22 protein-coding genes are annotated in these 20755 nt (G+C 63.7%); 12 read left to right on the top strand and 10 right to left on the bottom strand.

Features of this window, described 5'->3' with window-relative positions; translation table 11 throughout:
• Positions 1 to 58 precede the first annotated feature (58 nt).
• Positions 59 to 2206, bottom strand: coding sequence for a putative bifunctional diguanylate cyclase/phosphodiesterase (locus NKJ06_RS23195; RefSeq protein ID WP_352632206.1), 2148 nt, complete (start codon positions 2204 to 2206; stop codon positions 59 to 61).
• A 231-nt stretch (positions 2207 to 2437) separates the two neighbouring features.
• Between NKJ06_RS23195 and NKJ06_RS23190 the strand changes: the two genes are divergently transcribed.
• Complete coding sequence (locus NKJ06_RS23190) at positions 2438 to 3661, top strand: argininosuccinate synthase (RefSeq protein ID WP_352632204.1); 1224 nt, start codon at positions 2438 to 2440, stop codon at positions 3659 to 3661.
• Positions 3662 to 3806: 145 nt separating this feature from the next.
• Here the strand turns inward: NKJ06_RS23190 and NKJ06_RS23185 are convergent, their stop codons facing one another.
• Positions 3807 to 4604: a lytic murein transglycosylase gene (locus NKJ06_RS23185; RefSeq protein ID WP_352632202.1), complete on the bottom strand. Its 798-nt coding sequence runs from the start codon at positions 4602 to 4604 to the stop codon at positions 3807 to 3809.
• Positions 4605 to 4923: 319 nt separating this feature from the next.
• Between NKJ06_RS23185 and NKJ06_RS23180 the strand changes: the two genes are divergently transcribed.
• The 6 genes from NKJ06_RS23180 to rpsP all read left to right on the top strand — a co-directional run bounded on the left by NKJ06_RS23180 (position 4924) and on the right by rpsP (position 10513).
• Positions 4924 to 6021, top strand: a complete 1098-nt coding sequence (locus tag NKJ06_RS23180) for a zinc-binding metallopeptidase family protein (protein WP_352632200.1) — start codon at positions 4924 to 4926, stop codon at positions 6019 to 6021.
• Between the two features lie 64 nt (positions 6022 to 6085).
• Positions 6086 to 6676: a DUF1236 domain-containing protein gene (locus NKJ06_RS23175; RefSeq protein ID WP_352632198.1), complete on the top strand. Its 591-nt coding sequence runs from the start codon at positions 6086 to 6088 to the stop codon at positions 6674 to 6676.
• 207 nt (positions 6677 to 6883) lie between these two features.
• Positions 6884 to 7840 carry a CPBP family intramembrane glutamic endopeptidase gene (locus NKJ06_RS23170; protein ID WP_352632197.1) on the top strand — a complete coding sequence of 319 codons (957 nt, stop codon included), beginning with the start codon at positions 6884 to 6886 and terminating at the stop codon, positions 7838 to 7840.
• Between the two features lie 279 nt (positions 7841 to 8119).
• Positions 8120 to 9709, top strand: a complete 1590-nt coding sequence (ffh, locus tag NKJ06_RS23165) for a signal recognition particle protein (RefSeq protein ID WP_352632195.1) — start codon at positions 8120 to 8122, stop codon at positions 9707 to 9709.
• Between the two features lie 7 nt (positions 9710 to 9716).
• Positions 9717 to 10058 (top strand): chorismate mutase, encoded by a 342-nt coding sequence (locus tag NKJ06_RS23160; RefSeq protein ID WP_352810743.1) that lies wholly within the window; start codon positions 9717 to 9719, stop codon positions 10056 to 10058.
• A gap of 53 nt (positions 10059 to 10111) precedes the next feature.
• Complete coding sequence (gene rpsP / locus NKJ06_RS23155) at positions 10112 to 10513, top strand: 30S ribosomal protein S16 (protein WP_023811330.1); 402 nt, start codon at positions 10112 to 10114, stop codon at positions 10511 to 10513.
• 51 nt (positions 10514 to 10564) lie between these two features.
• On the opposite strand, the gene NKJ06_RS23150 is transcribed toward rpsP, so the two are convergent.
• The 4 genes from NKJ06_RS23150 to NKJ06_RS23135 all read right to left on the bottom strand — a co-directional run bounded on the left by NKJ06_RS23150 (position 10565) and on the right by NKJ06_RS23135 (position 13105).
• Entirely contained in the window at positions 10565 to 10858 is a 294-nt protein-coding gene (locus NKJ06_RS23150; protein WP_352810741.1) for a YMGG-like glycine zipper-containing protein, read from the bottom strand.
• Positions 10859 to 11051: 193 nt separating this feature from the next.
• Positions 11052 to 11579, bottom strand: coding sequence for an SRPBCC family protein (locus NKJ06_RS23145; RefSeq protein ID WP_352632189.1), 528 nt, complete (start codon positions 11577 to 11579; stop codon positions 11052 to 11054).
• Between the two features lie 18 nt (positions 11580 to 11597).
• Positions 11598 to 12008, bottom strand: coding sequence for a DoxX family protein (locus NKJ06_RS23140; RefSeq protein WP_352632187.1), 411 nt, complete (start codon positions 12006 to 12008; stop codon positions 11598 to 11600).
• A 191-nt stretch (positions 12009 to 12199) separates the two neighbouring features.
• Positions 12200 to 13105 (bottom strand): bestrophin family protein, encoded by a 906-nt coding sequence (locus NKJ06_RS23135; protein WP_352632185.1) that lies wholly within the window; start codon positions 13103 to 13105, stop codon positions 12200 to 12202.
• A gap of 190 nt (positions 13106 to 13295) precedes the next feature.
• Between NKJ06_RS23135 and NKJ06_RS23130 the strand changes: the two genes are divergently transcribed.
• On the top strand, positions 13296 to 13703 hold the full coding sequence (locus tag NKJ06_RS23130) for an ACT domain-containing protein (RefSeq protein ID WP_352632183.1): 408 nt from the start codon (positions 13296 to 13298) through the stop codon (positions 13701 to 13703).
• Positions 13704 to 14000: 297 nt separating this feature from the next.
• Here the strand turns inward: NKJ06_RS23130 and NKJ06_RS23125 are convergent, their stop codons facing one another.
• Both NKJ06_RS23125 and NKJ06_RS23120 read right to left on the bottom strand, forming a co-directional pair.
• The gene (locus NKJ06_RS23125) at positions 14001 to 15035 is read right to left on the bottom strand and encodes an aspartate-semialdehyde dehydrogenase (protein WP_352632181.1); all 1035 of its coding nucleotides are present in this window, start codon (positions 15033 to 15035) and stop codon (positions 14001 to 14003) included.
• A gap of 107 nt (positions 15036 to 15142) precedes the next feature.
• Positions 15143 to 15292, bottom strand: a complete 150-nt coding sequence (locus NKJ06_RS23120; protein WP_352632179.1) for a hypothetical protein — start codon at positions 15290 to 15292, stop codon at positions 15143 to 15145.
• A 198-nt stretch (positions 15293 to 15490) separates the two neighbouring features.
• Between NKJ06_RS23120 and NKJ06_RS23115 the strand changes: the two genes are divergently transcribed.
• The 4 genes from NKJ06_RS23115 to NKJ06_RS23100 all read left to right on the top strand — a co-directional run bounded on the left by NKJ06_RS23115 (position 15491) and on the right by NKJ06_RS23100 (position 18918).
• Positions 15491 to 17365 carry a DEAD/DEAH box helicase gene (locus tag NKJ06_RS23115; RefSeq protein WP_352632177.1) on the top strand — a complete coding sequence of 625 codons (1875 nt, stop codon included), beginning with the start codon at positions 15491 to 15493 and terminating at the stop codon, positions 17363 to 17365.
• Between the two features lie 114 nt (positions 17366 to 17479).
• Entirely contained in the window at positions 17480 to 18193 is a 714-nt protein-coding gene (locus NKJ06_RS23110) for a DUF805 domain-containing protein (RefSeq protein ID WP_352632175.1), read from the top strand.
• A gap of 72 nt (positions 18194 to 18265) precedes the next feature.
• On the top strand, positions 18266 to 18442 hold the full coding sequence (locus tag NKJ06_RS23105) for a hypothetical protein (RefSeq protein WP_352632173.1): 177 nt from the start codon (positions 18266 to 18268) through the stop codon (positions 18440 to 18442).
• 104 nt (positions 18443 to 18546) lie between these two features.
• A complete protein-coding gene (locus NKJ06_RS23100; protein ID WP_352632171.1) occupies positions 18547 to 18918 on the top strand; it encodes a DUF805 domain-containing protein in 372 nt (123 codons plus the stop codon).
• On the opposite strand, the gene NKJ06_RS23095 is transcribed toward NKJ06_RS23100, so the two are convergent.
• On the bottom strand, positions 18908 to 19396 hold the full coding sequence (locus NKJ06_RS23095) for a GNAT family N-acetyltransferase (RefSeq protein ID WP_352632170.1): 489 nt from the start codon (positions 19394 to 19396) through the stop codon (positions 18908 to 18910). The two genes, NKJ06_RS23100 and NKJ06_RS23095, sit on opposite strands and share 11 nt — an antisense overlap.
• Before the next feature lie 4 nt (positions 19397 to 19400).
• The gene (gene leuB / locus NKJ06_RS23090; RefSeq protein WP_352632168.1) at positions 19401 to 20504 is read right to left on the bottom strand and encodes a 3-isopropylmalate dehydrogenase; all 1104 of its coding nucleotides are present in this window, start codon (positions 20502 to 20504) and stop codon (positions 19401 to 19403) included.
• Between the last annotated feature and the right edge of the window lie 251 nt (positions 20505 to 20755).

Below are 20755 nucleotides of genomic sequence, written 5' to 3'. Positions count from 1 at the left end.
GATGGTCGATCCAGCAGGCGTATGGCGAAGGCATCAGCTGGGGAGCCAACTTGCGATCCTATGCCTGCCTGCTCAGCCGCATCCTGGCCGGCTCCTCGATGGCGGGCTGATCGGTCGGGACGTCGGGGCCCCCGATGAGCAGTATCTGGTCGATCGGCTTGGGCCGGCCGAGGAAGTAGCCTTGCGCCTCGTTGCAGCCTTCGACTTGCAGGATGGTGAGTTGGACATGCGTCTCGACGCCTTCGGCGAGCACCGGAATGTCGAGGCTGCGGCCCAGCGTCAGCACCGCCCGGATGATCGCCTTGGCCTGCGGGCTTCGCTCGACATCGGCCATGAACGAACGGTCGAGCTTGATCTTGTCGAAGGGAAACGAGCGCAGCGTATCGAGGGAGGAATAGCCGGTTCCGAAATCGTCGATCGCGATCGTCACCCCCAGCGCCTTGATCTGGCGCAGGACATGCAGCGTCCGCACCTTGTCGGCGACGATCGTCGATTCGGTCAGCTCGAGCTCCAGCCGTTTCGGCGACAGCCCGGTCTCGACCAGGATCTGGTGGACGAGCTTGGCGAGATCGGCATGGGCGAACTGCACCGGCGACAAATTGACCGCGATCTTGTGAGCATTGTCCCACGAGGCTGCCTGCCGGCAAGCGGTCCGCAGAACCCATTCGCCGATCGCCATGATGGAGCCGTTCTCCTCGGCAATCGGGATGAATTCGGCGGGCGGGATCATGCCATGCACGGGATGGGTCCAGCGCAGCAGCGCCTCGTAGCCGCAGGTGGCGCCTGTCGGGACCGAGGTCTGCACCTGATAGTGGAGCGAAAGCTCGCCGCGCTCGATCGCCTGCCGAAGGTCGGTGGCCAGCGCGCGGCGCGCCCGCGCCGTCTCGTCCATGGCGGATTCGTAGAAGCAAACGGCCCGCGTCACGTCGTTCTTTGCCCGGTACATGGCAAGATCGGCATTGCTGACCAGCCGCTCCCGATCGGCGCCGTCGCGCGGATAGACCGCGACGCCGATGCTGGCGCCCGCGGCGATTTCGAAATCGTCGAGCCGCAACGGCTCGAACAGGGATTTCTCCAGCCGCGAGACCAGGCCGAGAAGCTCGTTCTGATCCTTGAAGCGCTTGATCGCGGCGAACTCGTCACCGCCGAGCCGGGCGACGAATTCGCCGTCACCGGTGAGTTTCGCCAGCCTTCGGGCGACGATCTTGAGCGCCTGGTCGCCGGCTGCGTGCCCCCTGAGGTCGTTGATCTCCTTGAAGCGATCAAGATCGATGACAATGACGGCCGTCATCGTGCCCTTGTCCTCCCGTGCGCGCTCGATCTCATGGTCGAGGCGATCGTTGAAGGAGACCCGGTTGGCAAGGCCGGTGAGGGCATCGTTGAGGGCAAGATGCTGAAGCCGCTCGAAGCTTTCCAGGCGGCCGCGTTCGTCGATCAGATAGCTGGCGAAGCCGGTGGCCGCGACGATCAGGCCGACGATAGCGACGGCGACCGCCATCGCCACGAGAATATCGGGATTGGTGCCGGTGCTGATGAAGGACAGCGGCGTCACCGCCACCGCCGCCATAGCCGTGAAATGCAGCCCGACGATCGCCAGCACCAGCAGCCCGATACCAAGATATTGCGACCAGCGGTATGGCCGGCGCACGGCATGGCCGACGGCCACGGCGGAAAACGCCGCCGAAATGACCAGCGAGGCGGCGACATAGGAGCCGTCCCACTCGACGATGCCGGCGACGTGATATGCCATCATGCCGGTGTAGTGCATGGCCGATATCGCCAGCCCGACGACACATCCGCCCCACTCCGGGGCAAGACGCCGGCTCTTGTCGGATGCAAGGGTGAAGCCAGCTCCGGTTCCGGCGATGGCGATGACCAGCGACACCATGGTCAGAACCGGATCGAAGGTGATCGGCGCGCCCGGCTGGTAGGCCAGCATGGCGATGAAGTGCGTGCACCAGATCGAGGAACCGGCGGCGACCGCTGTCAGGAACAGCCAGCCGCGCATCTGCACGCCGGCGGTTTTCCTGGCGCGGTCGAAGAGGCCGATCGTCACCCAGCAGCCGGTGACGCACATCAGCGCCGCCAGCAGGACGAGCCACAGATTATGCTCCGTAACGATACATGATATGACGCGCATCAGGAACGACCCAAGCCCGAGGGTGCCCGCGACGAAGCAGGCAAGGCCGTCCTGGCACGTCGCCAACACAGCTTTCTCCTCATATTAGCGGCAGGGCGTGAAAACTTGATTAAATGCTGCAGGTAAATGCAGCCTTTGATTGCAGCAGGTTGTTTCCCTTGCTCAGGTCGCCGCCCGCCACGCGCTGGATCAGAAGTCTGGGCGCGCGCGTGCTTGCTCGCTTTGCCGTTCCTGCTAAAAGGCCCTCCGACAATCCGTGACGCCTCGGCTGGGGCGTCCGCCATCGACGGAGTAGAAATGTCCAAGGCCAAAGACGTCAAGAAAGTCGTGCTCGCCTATTCCGGCGGTCTCGACACATCCATCATCCTGAAATGGCTGCAGACCGAACTCGGGGCCGAAGTCGTCACCTTCACCGCTGATCTCGGCCAGGGCGGCGAACTCGAGCCGGCACGCCGCAAGGCCGAGATGATGGGGATTAAGGACATCCGCGTCGTCGACGTGCGCGAGGAATTCGTCTCCGATTTCGTCTTTCCGATGTTCCGCGCCAACACCGTCTATGAAGGCACCTACCTTCTGGGAACCTCGATCGCGCGGCCGCTGATCTCCAAGCATCTGGTCGAGATCGCCAGGGAAACGGGTGCCGACGCGATTGCGCACGGCGCCACCGGCAAGGGCAACGACCAGGTTCGCTTCGAACTCTCGGCCTACGCGCTGAACCCCGATATCAAGGTCATCGCACCGTGGCGCGACTGGTCGTTCAAGTCGCGCACCGACCTGATCAATTTCGCCGAGCAGCACCAGATCCCGGTGCCCAAGGACAAGAAGGGCGACGCCCCATTCTCGGTCGACGCCAACCTCCTGCACTCCTCTTCCGAGGGCAAGGTGCTGGAAGATCCGTGGACCGAGCCGCCGGAATTCGTCCACCAGCGCACCGTTTCGCCGATGGATGCGCCTGATACCGTCACCGAGATCGAGATCGAATTCCTCAAGGGCGATCCCATCGCACTCAACGGCAAGAAACTGTCGCCGGCGACCATGCTGGCGGCACTCAACGATCTCGGCCGCGACAATGGTATCGGCCGGCTTGACCTGGTCGAGAACCGCTTCGTCGGCATGAAATCGCGCGGCGTCTACGAGACGCCCGGCGGCACCATCCTGATATCAGCGCATCGCGCCATCGAATCGATCACGCTCGACCGGGGCGCCGCCCACCTCAAGGACGAGTTCATGCCGCGCTACGCCGAGCTGATCTACAACGGCTTCTGGTTCGCGCCCGAACGGCTGATGCTGCAGGCGATGATCGACAAGAGCCAGGAAGACGTCGAAGGCACGGTGCGGCTGAAGCTCTACAAGGGCAACGTCATGGTCACCGGCCGCAAGTCGAAGAAGACGCTGTATTCCGATGCGCTGGTCACCTTCGAGGACGACCGTGGCGCCTACGACCAGAAGGACGCCGCCGGCTTCATCCGCCTCAACGCGCTGCGGCTGCGCACGCTCGCCGCGCGCAACCGTAAGGGCTGATCTTCAATCGCCTCAAACAAACCCGGCGTCCCTGCCGAGACCGATTGTCGGCACCGGCGCCGCCCGTGAAGTACCAATTCAAACTGAAGCGATTGATTCAGTTGGCCCGGCGCATAGCCGGGCCTTCGGTCGGAGATTCCAGCTATCAGTCGCCGTCGATCGCCGTGGCGATGCGGGCGATGGCCTGCTGATAAACGCTCGCGGAATTCCAGCCGGCAATTGCGCCCATATTCGCACTCGCGCTCGCACCGGCACGCCAGCCATGACCCTTGAGGAAGTTGGCGGTGGAAGCCAGCGCTGTGCCCTTGTCGCGCAGGTTTCCGCCGCCGACACCATACTTCAAGACATTTCCGGGCAGGAACTGCGTGTGGCCAATCTCGCCATGCGCGGCGCCGACCGACGAGGCTGTCAACGCCCCGCGATCAACCAGCTTCAGGGCTGCAATGGCATGCGGATAAAAGAAACCCGGGCGACGGCAATCATAGGCAAGCGTCAAAATGGCGGAGACCGTATTCTGGTTGCCCATGGAGGAACCGAAGCCGGTTTCCATGCCCCAGATGGCGAGCAGCACACCCGGCGACACGCCGTAGTTCGCTTCGATCTTGGCGAACAGTGCCGCGTTCGACTTCTTCAGCGAGCGGCCCTTGGAAATGATCGCGGACCCGCCACGCCGCTTCATGAAATCGTCCACCGAGCCGCTGAAAGCCTTGTGAATGCCGCGGTCGACGGAAATCGTCTTTGTTGCGTAGGTGGCGCCAGCCAGAGCGGCCAGACCCTTGGCGCCTACACCTTCGGACTTGGCCTCCGCGGCGAACTCCGGCTTCCAAGCCTCGAAGCCGGCGCCGGTCTTGCCACAGCTGGCCCCCGCCTGCGCGCCCGTTGCCAGCGCAAGCACCGACACTACGGCCGCTGCAAACATCTTTCCCTTGGCAAGAAATGCCATGTTGTTCTCCTGGTTGCCTGAATCACGTCCCAATTGCGAACTTGCCAGCGAAACACGCCCTTGTCACTGTCGCCGCTGCATTGCTGGCGAATGCCGTGGAATTTGCCTACGATCAAGTGATTATTGTGGCAAGCGGCCCCACGAAAGGCGTCGATATCGTGATCATCGGCGCCGGCTCGGTGGGTGTTAACACAGCCTGGGCCCTGCTGGCGGCGGGCATCTTGCGGCGAATAGCCTCGATATGTGGGAACGCCGGTTGGCGGTCCGCGTTGGGCACCTGCCGCCCTGAATATGCTGGCTCTGAAGGTTAGAGACCGACATGAAACTCTTCGACTGTCCGCATTGCGGCCACCGCCTCTACTTCGAGAACGCCCAGTGCCTGAGCTGCGGGAGTCTCGTGCTCTACGATCCCGAGCACGCCACCTTTGCGCTGTCGGATGCCGGCGGCGTCTTTCATTGCACCAACGCCGACGAATGCGCCTGCAACTGGATGGCCGAGCCGGGACAGGGGTTTTGCCGCGCCTGCGCGCTGAACCAGCTGATCCCCGATCTTTCCGTCGACGGCAACCGCCGCCGCTGGATCCGCGTCGAGGCGGCGAAGAAGCGCGCCATCTATTCGCTGCTGGCCTTCGGGCTGCCGGTGGCGCCCAAGCAGAACCCTGCCGACGAGATTGGGCTGGCCTTCGACTTCCTCGCCGATCCGATCGGCGGTGGCCCCGGCGGCGAGCGCATCCTGACCGGCCACGACAATGGCCTGATCACGCTCAATGTCGCCGAGGCGGATTCAGCCGAACGCGAGAAGCGGCGCGTCGAGATGGGCGAGAACTATCGCACCTTGCTCGGCCATTTCCGCCATGAACTCGGCCATTATTACTGGGATCGCCTGATCCGCGACGACCCGCAAAAGCTGGACGCTTTCCGCGCGCTGTTCGGCGACGACCGCACCGACTACGAACAGGCGCTGAAGGCCTATTATGCCAATGGCGCTGCGCCCGACTGGCAACAAAGCCATATCTCGGCTTATGCGACCTCGCATCCGTGGGAGGATTGGGCCGAAACCTGGGCCCACCATCTGCATATCACCGACACGCTGGAAATGGTCCACGCGCTGAACTTTCCGCTCGGCCGGCTGGAGACGGTGGAAGCCAACGACCTACCGCAAGGCGATACCGGCGGCGGGCTGCAAGCCGCACCTTCCGAGCCGGCGACCGCGCCCGAGCCTTTCGAAAAGATCCTGGCCCGTTGGCTGGTGCTGTCTGAAGCCTCCAATTCGATCAACCGCTGCATGGGCCTGCCCGACCTCTACCCCTTCGTCATTTCGGACGGCACGGCACGGAAATTGGCCTTCGTTCACGAACTTCTGACCGGTTTGCCTATAGAAAAGGGAACAAATCGTGAGTTGGCGCAGTCGTTTTAGGCGGGAACGCATAGGCCACTGACCCGTTTTCGCTGGCGAGGGACCATGAAAACGGAGAGAAACCATGAAATCCCTTTTGTTCCCCGCAGTCGCCGGACTGCTGACCGTGATGTCGGGCGCCGCGTTTGCCGACACCGCCGTCTCTGCCGTCACCGATCTCAACGTGCGCGCCGGGCCCGGTCCGCAATATCCTGTCATCGGCGTGCTTGCCGCCGGCCAGTCGGCGACGCTCAATGGTTGCATCGAAAACAGCAAATGGTGCACCATCGCCGAGGCCGGTGGCCAGGGCTGGGTCTATTCCGACTATGTGACGGCTGATTTCGGCGGCAGCCGGGTGGTGCTGACGCAACGGCGTTCCAGCGTTGCTGTCGTCTCGCCGCCGGACGACTATTCGACCGACTATACTGGCGCGATCATCGCCAGCGATCCGGTCGTGGATGACTTTCCCCCGCCTCCGGCCGAAGTCCGGACCTATGTCGACACGCATCGCCTCGACCCTGTCTATCTCGACGGCGAAGTGGTGACCGGCGCGATCTTGCCCGACACCGTCGAGCTGCGCGAAATTCCGGACTACAACTATCGCTACGTCTATGTGAACGGCCAACGGGCGCTGATCGATCCGCAGACGCGGCGCATCATGTACGTCGTACGCTGACATGGAATTGCACCAGCCGGCCGCCGCGACAGTAGTGGCCGCCTGGTGACCAGGCAGGCGGTCGATCCTGCGGCACCGCGCCCCTGGATATGCAGCGGCTAGGTGTGCGCATGAACCCTTTGCGAAAATCGATTCCGATTTTCCGGGCCATCGGCTAGATCAACAGGGGCTAGATCAACAGGCGATAAATTCGGCAAAGGAGCCCGTGTGACGATCGATTCGGCCGCCTTCGAACGCTATAGGCGCTCGCCCAACGCCCGGACGACCTTGCCACGACTGCTCCTGGGAACGGCGATCGTCATCCTGTTCTGGGCTGCAACGACCGTGGCCGTGCTATTGGGCGGGATCTATGCCTTCTTTGCCTGGCAGGAGGGTGCGGCGGCGTCATCCGGCGTGCAGGGCTTCCTCGCCTCGCCCCTCGGCATCCTCACTGCGCTCGCCTCTTTTGCCGGCATCTGGATCGGCCTGTGGATGGCCATGCGCTGGGTGCATGGCGAGAAGCTGTCGGCGCTCCTCGGCGTCAGCCACCGCGTGTCGCGGTCAGGTTTCCTCAAGGGGCTGATCGCGGTGCTGATCACCTCGCTCATATCCGAGATCCTGCTCTATCTCTTGCGGCCCGAGATCGCGCGCGGTCCGATCAGTCTGTCGTCCTGGCTGCTGTTTGCAATCCCGATCGTCGCGCTCACCTGGCTGCAGACATCTTCGGAAGAGGCGCTGTTCCGCGGCTATCTGCTGCGCGGTCTGGCCAACCGGTTCAGGAGCCCGTTCATCTGGGCACTGCTGCCGGCGCTGCTGTTCACCGCGCTGCATTGGAGTCCCAGCTCATCCGCCGCCATCAACGCCTGCGTGCTCGCCTCGATCGCCGCTTTCGCGCTGCTGCTGACGGTTGTCGTTTATGCCACCGGCAATCTCGGCGCCGCCCTCGGTGCTCATCTCGGCAACAATCTGACCGGCTTCCTGCTGATCTCGCATCAGGAAAGCTACAATTCCTTCGCCCTGTTCAATGCCAGGCCGCTCGAAGGACCAGGCTGGACGACAGCCGATGCAGTGCTCATCGCCTTCATCGGCATCGCCTGCAGCCTGCTGACGATCATGCTGCTTTTACATCCGCGCTCGCCGCTCAGGGTTGCCGCCGAGCTTCCGGATGAAGCAAACTCGGCCTGATTGCAGCCCAGGGAAACAACGCGACACGGCGCTTGTCTTGACTCCTGTGCCGATTTCCTGTCTACACGCCCCGAATTCCGCGACGAGTATCCCTCCGAGCAAGCCGACCAGGACGCCGAAACCTCTTCGAGGTCAAGTGCTGTAAATCGATCCTGGAGGCCAACACCCGGCAGCGCTGAGCGCCCCCGGGTGCTTTTTGGTTTTGGCTTTTGGTTGGACACTGGGCGCGAACGCATTACCTCTCGGGCATCATCCGGGTGCCAGGGAAAAGGAAAACGAATGTTTGAATCGCTACAGGAACGTCTTGGTTCGATCCTGAACGGCCTGACCGGCCGCGGTGCCCTGTCCGAGGCTGATGTCTCGGCGGCACTGCGCGAGGTGCGCCGTGCGCTGCTCGAGGCGGACGTGGCGCTGGAAGTGGTGCGCTCGTTCACCGACAAGGTGCGCGAGAAGGCCGTCGGCGCCGCCGTGGTCAAGTCGATCAAGCCCGGCCAGATGGTCGTCAAGATCGTCCATGACGAGCTGGTCGAGATGCTCGGCGCCGAGGGCGTCGCCATCGATCTCAATGCGCCGGCACCGGTCGTCATCATGATGGTCGGCCTGCAGGGTTCCGGCAAGACGACCACTTCGGCCAAGATCGCCAAGCGCCTTTCCGAGCGTCAGAACAAGAAAGTCCTGATGGCCTCGCTCGACACGCGGCGCCCCGCCGCGCAGGAGCAGCTTCGCCAGCTCGGCGAACAGGTCAAGGTCGCCACGCTGCCTATCATCGACGGTCAGTCGCCGGTCGACATCGCCCGCCGCGCCGTGCAGGCGGCCAAGCTCGGCGGCCACGACATCGTCATCCTCGACACTGCCGGCCGTACCCATATCGACGAGCCGCTGATGGTCGAGATGGCCGACATCAAGAAGGTGTCGAGCCCGCACGAGATCCTGCTGGTCGCCGACTCGCTGACCGGCCAGGACGCCGTCAACCTGGCGAAAAGCTTCGACGAGCGCGTCGGCATCACCGGCCTGGTGCTGACCCGCATGGACGGCGACGGCCGCGGCGGTGCGGCACTTTCGATGCGCGCCGTCACCGGCAAGCCGATCAAGCTGATCGGCACCGGCGAAAAGATGGACGGGCTGGAAGAATTCCACCCCAAGCGCATCGCCGACCGCATCCTCGGCATGGGCGACATTGTCTCGCTCGTCGAGAAGGCCGCCGAAAACATCGACGCCGAGCAGGCGGCGGCGATGGCCAAGAAGATGCAGTCGGGCAAGTTCGACCTGAACGACCTCGCCAGCCAGCTTCAGCAGATGTCGAAGATGGGCGGCATGGGCGGCATCATGGGCATGATGCCCGGCATGGGTAAGATGAAGGACCAGATGGCGGCCGCCGGTCTCGACGACAAGATGTTCGGCCGCCAGCTCGCCATCATCTCATCGATGACCAAGGCCGAGCGCGCCAACCCCGACATGCTCAAGCATTCGCGCAAGAAGCGCATCGCCGCCGGTTCCGGCACCGACGCGGCCGAAATCAACAAGCTGCTGAAGATGCACCGCGGCATGGCCGACATGATGAAGGCGATGGGCGGCAAGGGCAAAGGCGGCGGCCTGATGCGCGGCATGATGGGCGGCCTCGCTAACAAGATGGGCCTCGGCGGCATGCCGGGCGGCATGGGTGGCATGATGGGCGGCGGCATGCCGGACCTGTCGAAGATGGACCCCAAGCAGCTCGAAGCCTTGCAGAAGCAAGCCCAGGCATCCGGCCTTGGCGGCATGAAGGGTCTTTCCGGTGGCGACGGCCTGCCCGGGCTGCCCGGCGGCATGAAACTTCCCGGTCTGCCCGGAATGGGCGGCGGGCTACCTGGCCTTGGCAAGAAGAAGTGAGGACGCCATGAACGAAGAGAAAGACATGGCCGACGCACGCACCATCCTGGCCGACTATCGCGCCTCGATCGACAACATCGACGCGGCCCTCATCCACATGCTGGCCGAGCGCTTCCGCTGCACCAAGGCGGTTGGCGTGCTGAAGGCGACGCATGGGTTGCCGCCGGCCGACCCGGCACGCGAACAGCAGCAGATCGCCCGCCTTCGCCAGCGGGCGAAGGATGCCCATCTCGACCCGGATTTCGCGGAAAAATTCCTCAACTTCGTCGTCCGCGAAGTGATCCGCCACCACGAACAGATCGCCGCTTCGAGCAACGGCGGAACAAAGACCCCGCTTCCAACGGCGTGACGAAAACCAACTGAAACCCAATCAACGAACTTAAAGTTTTTAGGAGAAAAGAAATGCCCTTGAAGATCCGACTGGCCCGTGCGGGCTCGAAGAAGCGTCCTTACTACCACGTCGTTATCGCCGACGCCCGTTCGCCGCGCGATGGCCGGTTCATCGAGTCGATCGGCTCGTGGAACCCGCTGCTGCCGAAGGACGGCGAACGCGTCAAGGTCGACGCCGATCGCGTCAAGCATTGGCTGGCGCATGGCGCCCAGCCGACCGATCGCGTGCTGCGCTTCCTCGACGAGGCCGGCCTCGTCAAGCGCGACGCCCGCTCCAACCCGAAGAAGGCCGAGCCGGGCAAGAAGGCGCAGGAACGCGCTTCGCTCTTGAAGAAGGCGCAGGAAGACGCCGCTGCCGCGGCTGCGGCCGCCGCAGCAGCACCGGCCGAGGCCGAAGCCGCTACCGCCGAATAACCATTACTATCGCATCCAGGAAAAAGGAGGGCCCCAGGGCCGCCGGTATGGTTATTGGAGATAAAGTTTACGACACCGACCAAAACCCCAGGGGCAGCGGTCGATGTAGACGCGGCCATAACGATCGCGATAACGGCATTCGCCCCGTTCGCTCGCCCGGCCGATCAACGCACCGGCAACAGCGCCGACAGCGCCGCCGACCACCGCGCCCTGAACCGGATTGTTGGCGACCGCCGCGCCGACGGCAGCGCCACCCAGTCCGCCGACAGCCGCCCCCTTTTCCGTTTGTGAACAAGCGACGACGAGCGGCACCAGCAGGGCCATCAAAAGCATCGTTTTCTTCATTGTCGTTCCTCTCCAGTAGGAGCCGCCTCCACCGCCAGGTGAATCTCTAACTCGCAACTCGGCGATTTGATCCCGAAGACATTGTCGGCAAAGGGATTTTGATCCTTTGCGGATAACCCGGGGAATGCCTGGTGGCCTTCGTTGAGATGCTCGCGAACGCTACGGCTTGCCCCGTAAGCTGGGACGGCTGACGTCACTTTTCGCTCAGACGTTTCAGATTGGCGAGGCCGACCTCGAAATCCTTTCCGATCAGCGTGTCGAAGTTCATGAACAGGCCCATCAGCTTGGCGATGAAGGGCCGGCTGCCGCGCATCGCCCAGGTGACGGCAGTGTTGTCGCCCGACGGCGTCAACGTGAAGTCGACGCTGTTGTTGGCCCTGAACGGCTTCTCGAAATCGAGTTTCAGCGACACCAGCGACGACGTCACCGAATTGACGATCTCCATGCGCCCTTTGCCGGCCTTGGCATTGCCTTCCCAGGCATAGGCCGCACCCTTGCCGCTCTCGGCGCCGGACAGCGTGCGCTTCATCTGCGGGTCGAGCTTTTCGTAGGGCGACCATTCCGGCCAATGGCTGAAATCATTGATCAGCGGGAAGATCGCCTCCGGCGGGGCCTTGATGCTGGCCGTGCGGGTGGTGACGAAATCATTCGGCCGTGTCGCGGCATAGAGGAGCACGGCGGCGATGATGACGAGCAGGATGATGAGGATGGTGCTGAACATTTTTCTCTTCCTCTTGGCTTATCGGCTGAACGGGATCAGCGCGCGCACGCGTGGGTCGCGCAGATACAGGCCGCCCCACAGGATGATGCCGAGATAGACGCCGAACAGCGTGTGCGAGAACAGCGGATTGTCGACGCGGACATTGGTGGCGATGGCGCCGCCCATATAGGCGGTGAGCAGGATGGCACCGAGCACCGCGGTGCGCGGCAAGGCGTAGAGCACGGTCGAGATCAGGCCGATGACGCCAAGCATGCGCGCGACATTCGCGTCGGCAGGCCAGCCGAGCGGCACCATCGTCTGGGTGACGATGTCGAGCGGCGGCAGCTTGATGACGCCGTCGAAGATCATGAAAAGCACGATGACGCCGCTGAGCGCGCGGCCGGTCCACAGGGCGCCCGGCGAGACGGGCGCGGTTTCGGAAATGCTCATGATGGTCCCTCCTGATGTTTCGAGCCCTTTTCGCTGGGGTCGAACCAAGGACGCGGCATGGGGCCGCGATCCGACAGGATGCGGATTCTTTTTGGCGTCGTGACAGCAAAAGCCGTTCTGTAGCGATCCTTCCCACCCCTCTGGCCGGCAGGACAGAGGGGGTACTGTCCCACTAGCGTCCACTGTTTCATCTACGAAAAATAGAACTTCTCGGCCGAGAGCATTTTCGGCGGGGTCTCGCCCAGCGCCTCGAACACCGAGATCTCGCAGACGCGGCAGAGGCCGTCGAGGGCGAGGTCGTTGGCCTCTGTGCCGAACGGGTCCTCGAGTTCTTCCGACAGCGCGTCGAGGCCGAAGAAAGTGTAGGCGATCAGCGCCGTGAACAGCGGCGTCGCCCACCCGGCGGCGGAGACCAGCCCGAAGGGCAAGAGCAGGCAGAAGACATAGGCGGTGCGCTGCAGAAGCAGCGTATAGGCGAACGGCAGGGGTGTTCCCATGATGCGCTCGCATCCGGCCTGCGCGGCGGCGATTTCCGACAGGCGCTCGTCGAGGATGCGGTAGCCGATCATATCGATCGCACCGGCCTTGCGCAGCGCGGCGATACGACGGCCCATGCCGCGCACCATTGCGTCCGGTGCGTTCGCTGCCTTGGCGACGGTCTCGGTTTCGTCACCGATGAAAGCGCGGGCCTCCGGCGCCGCGTCGACCCGCCTGAGCAGCCCGCGCAGAAAGTGGCAGAAGGCGATCGCTTCCATCAGCAGGCCGCGCAATTCCGTCCGGTCGTCGACCAGGCCGGCGGAGGCACGCGACAGGTTGCGGATGTCGAAGACCAGCTGGCCCCACAATTTGCGCGCCTCCCACCAGCGGTCGTAGGCGGCATTGTTGCGAAAGCCGAGATAGATCGACAGCGCCACGCCGAGCAGCGCGAATGGCGCGGTGCCGGCATTGCCGAAATCGAGCTTCAGCGCCCGTACTATCACCACCACCAGCGCGCCATAGGCGGCAAAGCCAAGGATCTGCGGCAGGATGCGCGGCACCACCGAGCCGCGCATGATGAAGAACAGGTGCAGAAGGCGTGGGCGCGGGCGGACGATCATCAAAAGCCTTTCGCGGACCGGCGCTGGTCCTCAGCTCCTTTATTGTGCGACGGCAACAGGTCCGCAAGCCCTGCCGCCAGCGACATCGGCATGTCGTCTGTCCAGCGCGCGGACTATCGATGTTCGTCAGTGGCGGATATTGAAGGTATGTGGCGGCGAGCGACCTTCATCGGTCGACAGAGAAGACAACATGACCGGCGAAACCGATCTGAAGATACTGCTGGCATCGATGACGCCGGAACTGCTCGCCGGCACCTATGTCTTCGCCACGCTGGCGCCTGGCGTTTCCCAGCCGGAAGGGCTCGAGCCGGTGATGGTGTTCCGCGAACGCGAGGGCCTGACGCTGATCGTGACCGAGGAGGCGGCCAACGCAGCCGGCCTGACCGCTTCCTTCCGTTGCCGGATGGTGACGCTGAACATCCATTCGTCGCTGGAAGCCGTCGGCTTCCTCGCCGCCATCACCACGCGGCTCGCCGCCGCCGGCATGGGCGTCAACCCGGTCTCGGCCTTCTACCACGACCATCTGTTCGTCCCCGCCGACCGGGCGGAGGAAGCACTGGAGCTGTTGATGGAGTTGGCCGAGGAGAACAGAGTGTAGCGCACCGGCCAAAGCTGCCGATCTCCCCCCTCGTGGGCGGCAGGGCAGAGGGGGGCGTGAAGGAACGCCAACTTAGCTCATCTGTGACAAGGCAAAATATGCTGTGGGTGCAATTGGGATTGATTGAGAGGATAGAGGGACAGCGCCCCCCTCTGTCCTGCCGGACATCTCCCCCACAAGGGGGGAGATCGGCCTTCATCCGGCCAAAGGCCGAGCCCGCGACCGCGGGCCGCCGGTCGTCCGGCGCCCTCGCGGAGGGCCCGCCGCGGCAGCGGCGATACGGCCCGTGAGCGAAAACTATGCCGCCTTCTTCTTCGGCTGGATCAGCCCGCGCTCGACCAGCAGTTCCGCGATCTGCACCGCGTTCAGCGCCGCTCCCTTGCGCAGATTATCGGAGACGATCCACATCGACAGACCGTTGTCGATGGTCGAATCCTCGCGGATGCGCGAGATGAAGGTGGCATCCTCGCCGGCCGATTCCAGCGGCGTGATGTAGCCGCCATCCTCGCGCTTGTCCAAGACCTGGCAGCCCGGCGCCTCGCGCAGGATGTCGCGCGCTTCGTCGGCGGTGATCGGCTTTTCGAACTCGATGTTGACCGCTTCCGAATGGCCGATGAACACCGGCACGCGCACGCAGGTCGCCGTCAGCTTGATCTTGGGATCGAGCATCTTCTTGGTCTCGGCCACCATCTTCCACTCTTCCTTGGTGAAGCCGTCGTCGAGGAAGACGTCGATATGCGGGATGACGTTGAAGGCGATGCGCTTGGTGAACTTCTTGACGTCGACGGTATCGGCGACGAACACGGCGCGCGTCTGCGTGAACAGCTCGTCCATGCCTTCCTTGCCGGCGCCCGACACCGACTGGTAGGTGGCGACGACGACGCGCTTGATGGTGGCGAAGTCATGCAGCGGCTTCAGCGCCACGACGAGCTGCGCCGTCGAGCAGTTCGGGTTGGCGATGATGTTCTTGCGCGTGAACAGCGAGATCGCGTCCGGATTCACTTCCGGCACGATCAGCGGCACATCCTGGTCGTAGCGGAAGGCCGACGAATTATCGATGACGACGCAGCCCTGCTTGCCGATCTTCGGCGACCATTCCTTGGAGACGTTGCCGCCGGCCGACATGATGCAGATGTCCGTGTCGGAAAAATCATACTGGTCGAGCGACCTGACCTTCAGCGTACGGTCGCCGAACGACACTTCGGTGCCCTGGCTGCGCCGCGAGGCCAGCGCCACGACTTCGCTTACCGGAAAGCCGCGCTCTTCCAGTATGTTGAGCATTTCCCGGCCCACATTGCCCGTGGCGCCGACGATCGCTACCTTGAAACTCATTAGAAATCTCCTGTCCCTCTCCGCTTGGTTTTTGGAGAAACCCGCTGGCCGGATGCGGGTTCCGTCCCCCGGGCCGGACCCGGGAGAGGGTGGTTAGGCCAAGGGAATCACACCGTTTTGGTGGTGGTTTTGGCCGTGGTTTTGCTGGAACCCGAAATCTTGCTGGAACGAGGAGACGCGCCGACGCGCCCGGCCCAATGATGTGCATTGTGGCCAGGGAAATCGAATGCAAGAACCGCCATCAAAAGGCCGCGCATCGAAACTGTCCTGTTCGGTGCCGGCTTTTACGCGGTTTGCATCAAGAGTCAATTGCCGAGCGACACCCGGTTTTGCGCGCGCCCTGTACAATCGCGGCTGCGCGAAGTACGAACGGCCAAGATTGTTTTGGCTGGCGCTAGGTCGGCCCCGGCATGTGCTCCATGATGAGCGCAGACCCTAAATTCCGAAAGAGTGAGATGTCCAACTTCGAAGCACTTGTTCCAGCGCTTGCCAGGGCGCTGGAGAAACGCGGCTATTCCGAGCTGACGCCGGTACAGAAGGCGGTTGTCGCCCCCGAACTCGGTGAGGCCGATGCGCTGGTTTCGGCGCAGACCGGCTCCGGCAAGACTGTGGCCTTCGGCCTCGCTTTGGCGCCGACCCTGCTCGACGGCGCGGAGCGCTTCGGCCACGCTGCGGCACCGCTGGCGCTGGCCGTGGCGCCGACGCGCGAACTGGCGCTGCAGGTGACGCGCGAACTGGAATGGCTCTACGAGCTGACCGGCGCCACGGTGGCGTCCTGCGTCGGCGGCATGGACATGCGCTCGGAGCGGCGTGTGCTGGAGCGCGGCGCCCATATCGTCGTCGGCACGCCTGGCCGCCTGCGCGATCACATCACGCGGCACTCGCTCGACATGTCGGCGCTCAAGGCGGTGGTGCTCGACGAGGCCGACGAGATGCTCGACCTCGGCTTTCGCGAAGACCTCGAATTCATCCTCGACGCCGCCCCGGCCGAACGCCGCACGCTGATGTTCTCGGCCACCGTGCCGCGCTCGATCGCCACTCTTGCCCAGGGCTATCAGCGCGATGCCGTGCGCATTTCGGCCGCCGGCGAAGAAAAGCAGCATCTCGACATCGAATACCGGGCGCTGAGCGTTGCCCAGCCCGACCGGGAAAACGCCATCATCAACGTGCTGCGCTTTTACGAAGCCAAGAACGCGCTGGTGTTTTGCAACACGCGCGCCGCGGTGAATCATCTCACCGCGCGCTTCAACAACCGCAACTTCTCCGTCGTCGCACTCTCGGGCGAACTCAGCCAGAACGAGCGCAGCCATGCCTTGCAGGCGATGCGCGACGGCCGTGCCAAGGTCTGCATCGCCACCGATGTGGCGGCGCGCGGCATCGACCTGCCCAACCTCGAACTGGTCATCCACGCCGACCTGCCGACCAATCCGGAAACGCTGCTGCATCGCAGCGGCCGCACCGGCCGCGCCGGGCGCAAGGGCGTCAGCGCGCTGATCGTGCCCAACAGCGCCCGCAAGCGCACCGAACGGCTGTTGCAGAACGCCGGCCTCAAGGCGACATGGGCGAGCCCACCCTCGGCCGACGACGTGATCCGACGTGACGACGAACGCATCCTCGCCGATCCGGTTTTCGACGAGCCGGTGAAGGAGGACGAGCGCGGTTTCATCGACGCGCTGCTCGCCAAACATGGCGCCGAACAGGTGGCGGCCGCCTTCGTGCGCCAGTGCCGCGCCAGCCGCTCGGCGCCCGAGGATCTCATGGAAATCGCGCCGTTCACGCCGTCGCGTGAACGACCGGCGGGCGAAGGTTTCGTACGTCGCGACGAGGCGCCCAGCCGCCGCGACGATTTCGGCGCCAGCGTCTGGTTCTCGCTGTCGATCGGGCGGAGGCAGAATGCCGAGCCGCGCTGGTTGATCCCGATGCTGTGCCGCACCGGCAGCATCAGCAAGCGCGAGATCGGCGCCATAAAGATGCAACCGGAAGAGACCTTCGTGCAGATATCAGCCGACTGGGCCGACCGCTTCCTGGCCGCGATTGGTCCCGACCGCAAGCTGCAAGGCAACATTTTGGTGAAGCGGCTGGACGGCCAGCCCGATTTGTCGCGTGCCGGCTATCAGCCGCCAAGCCCCGACAAGAAACCGCATCGCGGCAAGGCACCGTTCGATCCCAACGCGCCGAAGCGCAAGTTCGAAAAGCCCACACCGGCGTCAGCCGATCAGCGCCCGGCAGCCGCGCATGAGGCCAAGCCATGGGCGAAAAAGCCAGGCAAGCCGAAGTTCGATAACGCCGGGGCGCCCAAGCACAAGAAAGCGAAGAAGCGGCCTTCATAAGATCGCAGGCAGCTTCATTTTCCGGCAGCGACGGCAGGCACTTCATGGTGCCGCTTGCCCATCGGCTCGGCCCTGTGCCACATCTTCATCGGGACGTGGCGAGAGGGTGGGCCTATGCGCGGCGAAGTGCTTCATTATGACGAGGACCAGGGTTTTGGCTTCATCACCGGAGCCGATGGCAATCGTTACACCTTCACCCGCGAGAACGTGCGCCGGGAAACGGCCATGCCCAAGGGCACGGTCGTCGAGTTCCAGCCGGGCGGTGGCCAGGCGCGCGACGTTTTTTCAATCGCCACCCAGACCGCCACCGGGGCCCCGACCCCGGAGGCCGGAACCAACACCGCATCGACTCAAGCCGGCAACGCACCGGCAGCTTCTTTCCAGGCGCAGCATTTCGGCCGCTCATCCGAGCCAGCCGAGCCCACCGATCTCTGGGGCTATTTCTGGCGCGGCGTGACGCAGAACTACTTCAATTTCGCCGGCCGCGCCCGCCGCAAGGAATATTGGAGCTATTTCCTGTTCTGGGTGGTCTCGCTGCTGATCATCGGCGGCATCGGTCTTTTCGCCGACAATGAAATGGGCAATTTCGACAGCAGCGTATCGGCGGCGGTAACCGTCGGCCTTTGCGGCACCTTCGTGCTGGCGACACTGCTGCCCAGCCTCGGCATGACTGTTCGCCGCATCCACGACATCGGCCTGTCGGGATGGCTTTACCTGGTGGTGCTCATCCCGACCATCGGCAGCCTGATCATCCTGGTCTTCGCGTTGATCCCGACGCAAGCCCGGGAAAACCAGTGGGGGCCGGTGCCGGCGGGAGTCAGGGTTTAGTCGGGCGTGCATATTGCAATCCAAGGCAACCCTGAGTAGTATTTCCTATCGCAGCATAGATGGGGGACAAGCATGCGGGGTGCGGTGCTTCACTACGACAAGGATCAGGACTACGGCTACATCAATGGAGTCGACGGCAAGCGTTACTTCTTCGCCCGTAACGATCTGAATCAGGGGCAGCCCTCGTCAGCGGCACCATCGTCGAATTCCAACCGGATGACGGCACGGCACACAATATCGTCGCCGTGAGTTCGACCACACCCTCGTCAACCCCTGGCCAGCCCGGCCGTACCGCCGAAAACCAGCCCACTCGTTCCACGGGACTGTGGGCATACTTCCGGAACACGGTAAGCGTGAACTATTTCAATTTCAACGGACGCGCCCGCCGCAAGGAATTCTGGGCCTTTTGGCTATGCTTTAATCTCGTGCTGGTGACGCTGCTTGGCTTCGGGATACTCGTCAATCTGGCCATCAACGGCTTCGGTATCAATGCGGGTAGGACGTCGATCGGATTCCTACCCGCCGGTGTTTTCCTCCTGGCATTCGGCCTGCCATGGATCGCGCTTACCGTGCGGCGTCTTCACGACATCGGCCTGAGTGGCTGGCTTGCCTTGATCTGCTTCATCCCAGTCATCGGCGAAGCGGCCTTGTTGATCTTCGGGCTGATCGAGTCTCAGGTAGGCGAAAACCCCTGGGGACCAATACCAGCAGGGGTCAGGGTCTAGGGGCGATAGCCTTCAAAGCGCCGCCCGAAAGCCTGAGAAAGACCTTCTGGCCGTGGCGTTCGGCGCCGAGTCTCGCGTAAAAACGCAGCGCGCCCTCGTTCCAATCTTCGGTGGTCAGGTCGATACGGCCAATGCCGTGGCTGAGGCAATGATCGGCGAGGAAGCTGATCAGCGCCCGGCCGACGCCGGCGTTGCGGATGTTGTCGCGCACGAACAGGTCCTTGAGGAACAGCAGCCGCTCAAGATCGATACCTGGATGCGCGATCGCCACCGATGCCAAGCCGCTGACCTCGCCGTCGACGAAGGCGAGCGCGAAATGCGGATAGGCCGGGCTTTCCTCGCCAAGCCATTTGCGTGCAGCAGACAGGGCCCGGTCGGCATCGAGAGGCGGCTGCCGGTAATGCTCCGCCATCTCGCACAGTATGGCCGCGAGTGCCGCTTCGTCCTTGATCGTCGCCCAGCGGACGTCGACCGTCATAGGATCAGCCGAGGAATTTGGCGATGATCGCGTCGCCCATCTCGACCGTGCCGACCTCGGTCATGCCGGGGGAGAAAATATCCTTGGTACGCAGGCCTGCGTCGAGCACGGCGGCGATCGCGCTTTCCACGCGGTCGGCTTCGTCAACCATGCCGAAGGAATAGCGCAGGCACATGGCGAAGGAGGCGATCATGGCGATCGGGTTGGCGATGCCCTTGCCGGCAATGTCGGGGGCCGAACCGTGCACCGGCTCGTAGAGCGCCTTGCGCTTCTTGGTCTTCACGTCAGGTGCGCCGAGCGAGGCCGACGGCAGCATCCCGATCGAACCGGTCAGCATGGCGGCGATGTCGGACAGCATGTCGCCGAACAGATTGTCGGTGACGATGACGTCGAACTGCTTTGGCCAGCGCACCAGCTGCATGCCGCCGGCGTCGGCCAGCATGTGGTCGAGCTTGACGTCTGAATAGCGCGCCTTGTGGGTCTGGGTGACGACCTCGTTCCACAACACGCCCGACTTCATCACATTGCGCTTTTCCATCGAGGTGACGTGGTTCTTGCGCGTCCGTGCCAGCTCGAAGGCGACGCCCGAAATGCGCTCGATCTCGAACGTGTCGTAGACCTGCGTGTCGATGCCGCGCTTCTGGCCGTTGCCGAGATCGATGATCTGCTTGGGCTCGCCGAAATAGACGCCGCCGGTCAGCTCGCGCACGATCAAGATGTCGAGACCCTCGACCACCTCCTGCTTGAGCGAGGAGGACGCCGCAAGTGCCGGATAGCAGATGGCCGGGCGCAGGTTGGCGAACAGCTCCATGTCCTTGCGCAGGCGCAGCAGGCCGGCTTCGGGGCGCACCTCGTAGGGCACTGCATCCCATTTCGGACCGCCGACGGCGCCGAACAGCACCGCGTCGGCCGCCATCGCCTTTTCCATGTCGGCATCGGAGATCGCCGCGCCATGAGCATCATAGGCACAGCCGCCGACCAGACCGTCCTCGGTGGCAAAACCGCTGCCGAGCTTGTCGTTCATGGCCGCAATCAGCTTTTTGACCTCGGCCATGGCCTCGGGACCGATGCCGTCGCCGGGGAGCAGGAAAAGATGCTTCGTTGCCATGGAGAAACCGTCCCAGAAAGAATTTGAACCGGCGCTTTGCTAAACGCCAAGCGGCCCGTGCGCAAGGGGAGGAAGAACACTGCGGCGCAGAACAGGTGCAGCTATGCCGCATGCCGCCGCGCCAGGCCTCTCAGAACCTGGGTTCCTCGCCCCCGCCAACGGCGGGGGCGAGGGGGGGGGGGGACGGCCGGGGGGGGGGGGGGGGGTGGGGGCGGGGGGGGGGGGGGGGCCGCCGGGGGGGGGGGGCGGGG

The sequence above is a fragment of the Mesorhizobium sp. M0293 genome, assembly GCF_040321735.1.
In the GTDB taxonomy this organism is placed as follows: domain Bacteria; phylum Pseudomonadota; class Alphaproteobacteria; order Rhizobiales; family Rhizobiaceae; genus Mesorhizobium.
The sequence above is the reverse complement of the archived record's forward strand: the minus strand, read 5'-3'. Positions and strand labels throughout refer to the sequence as shown.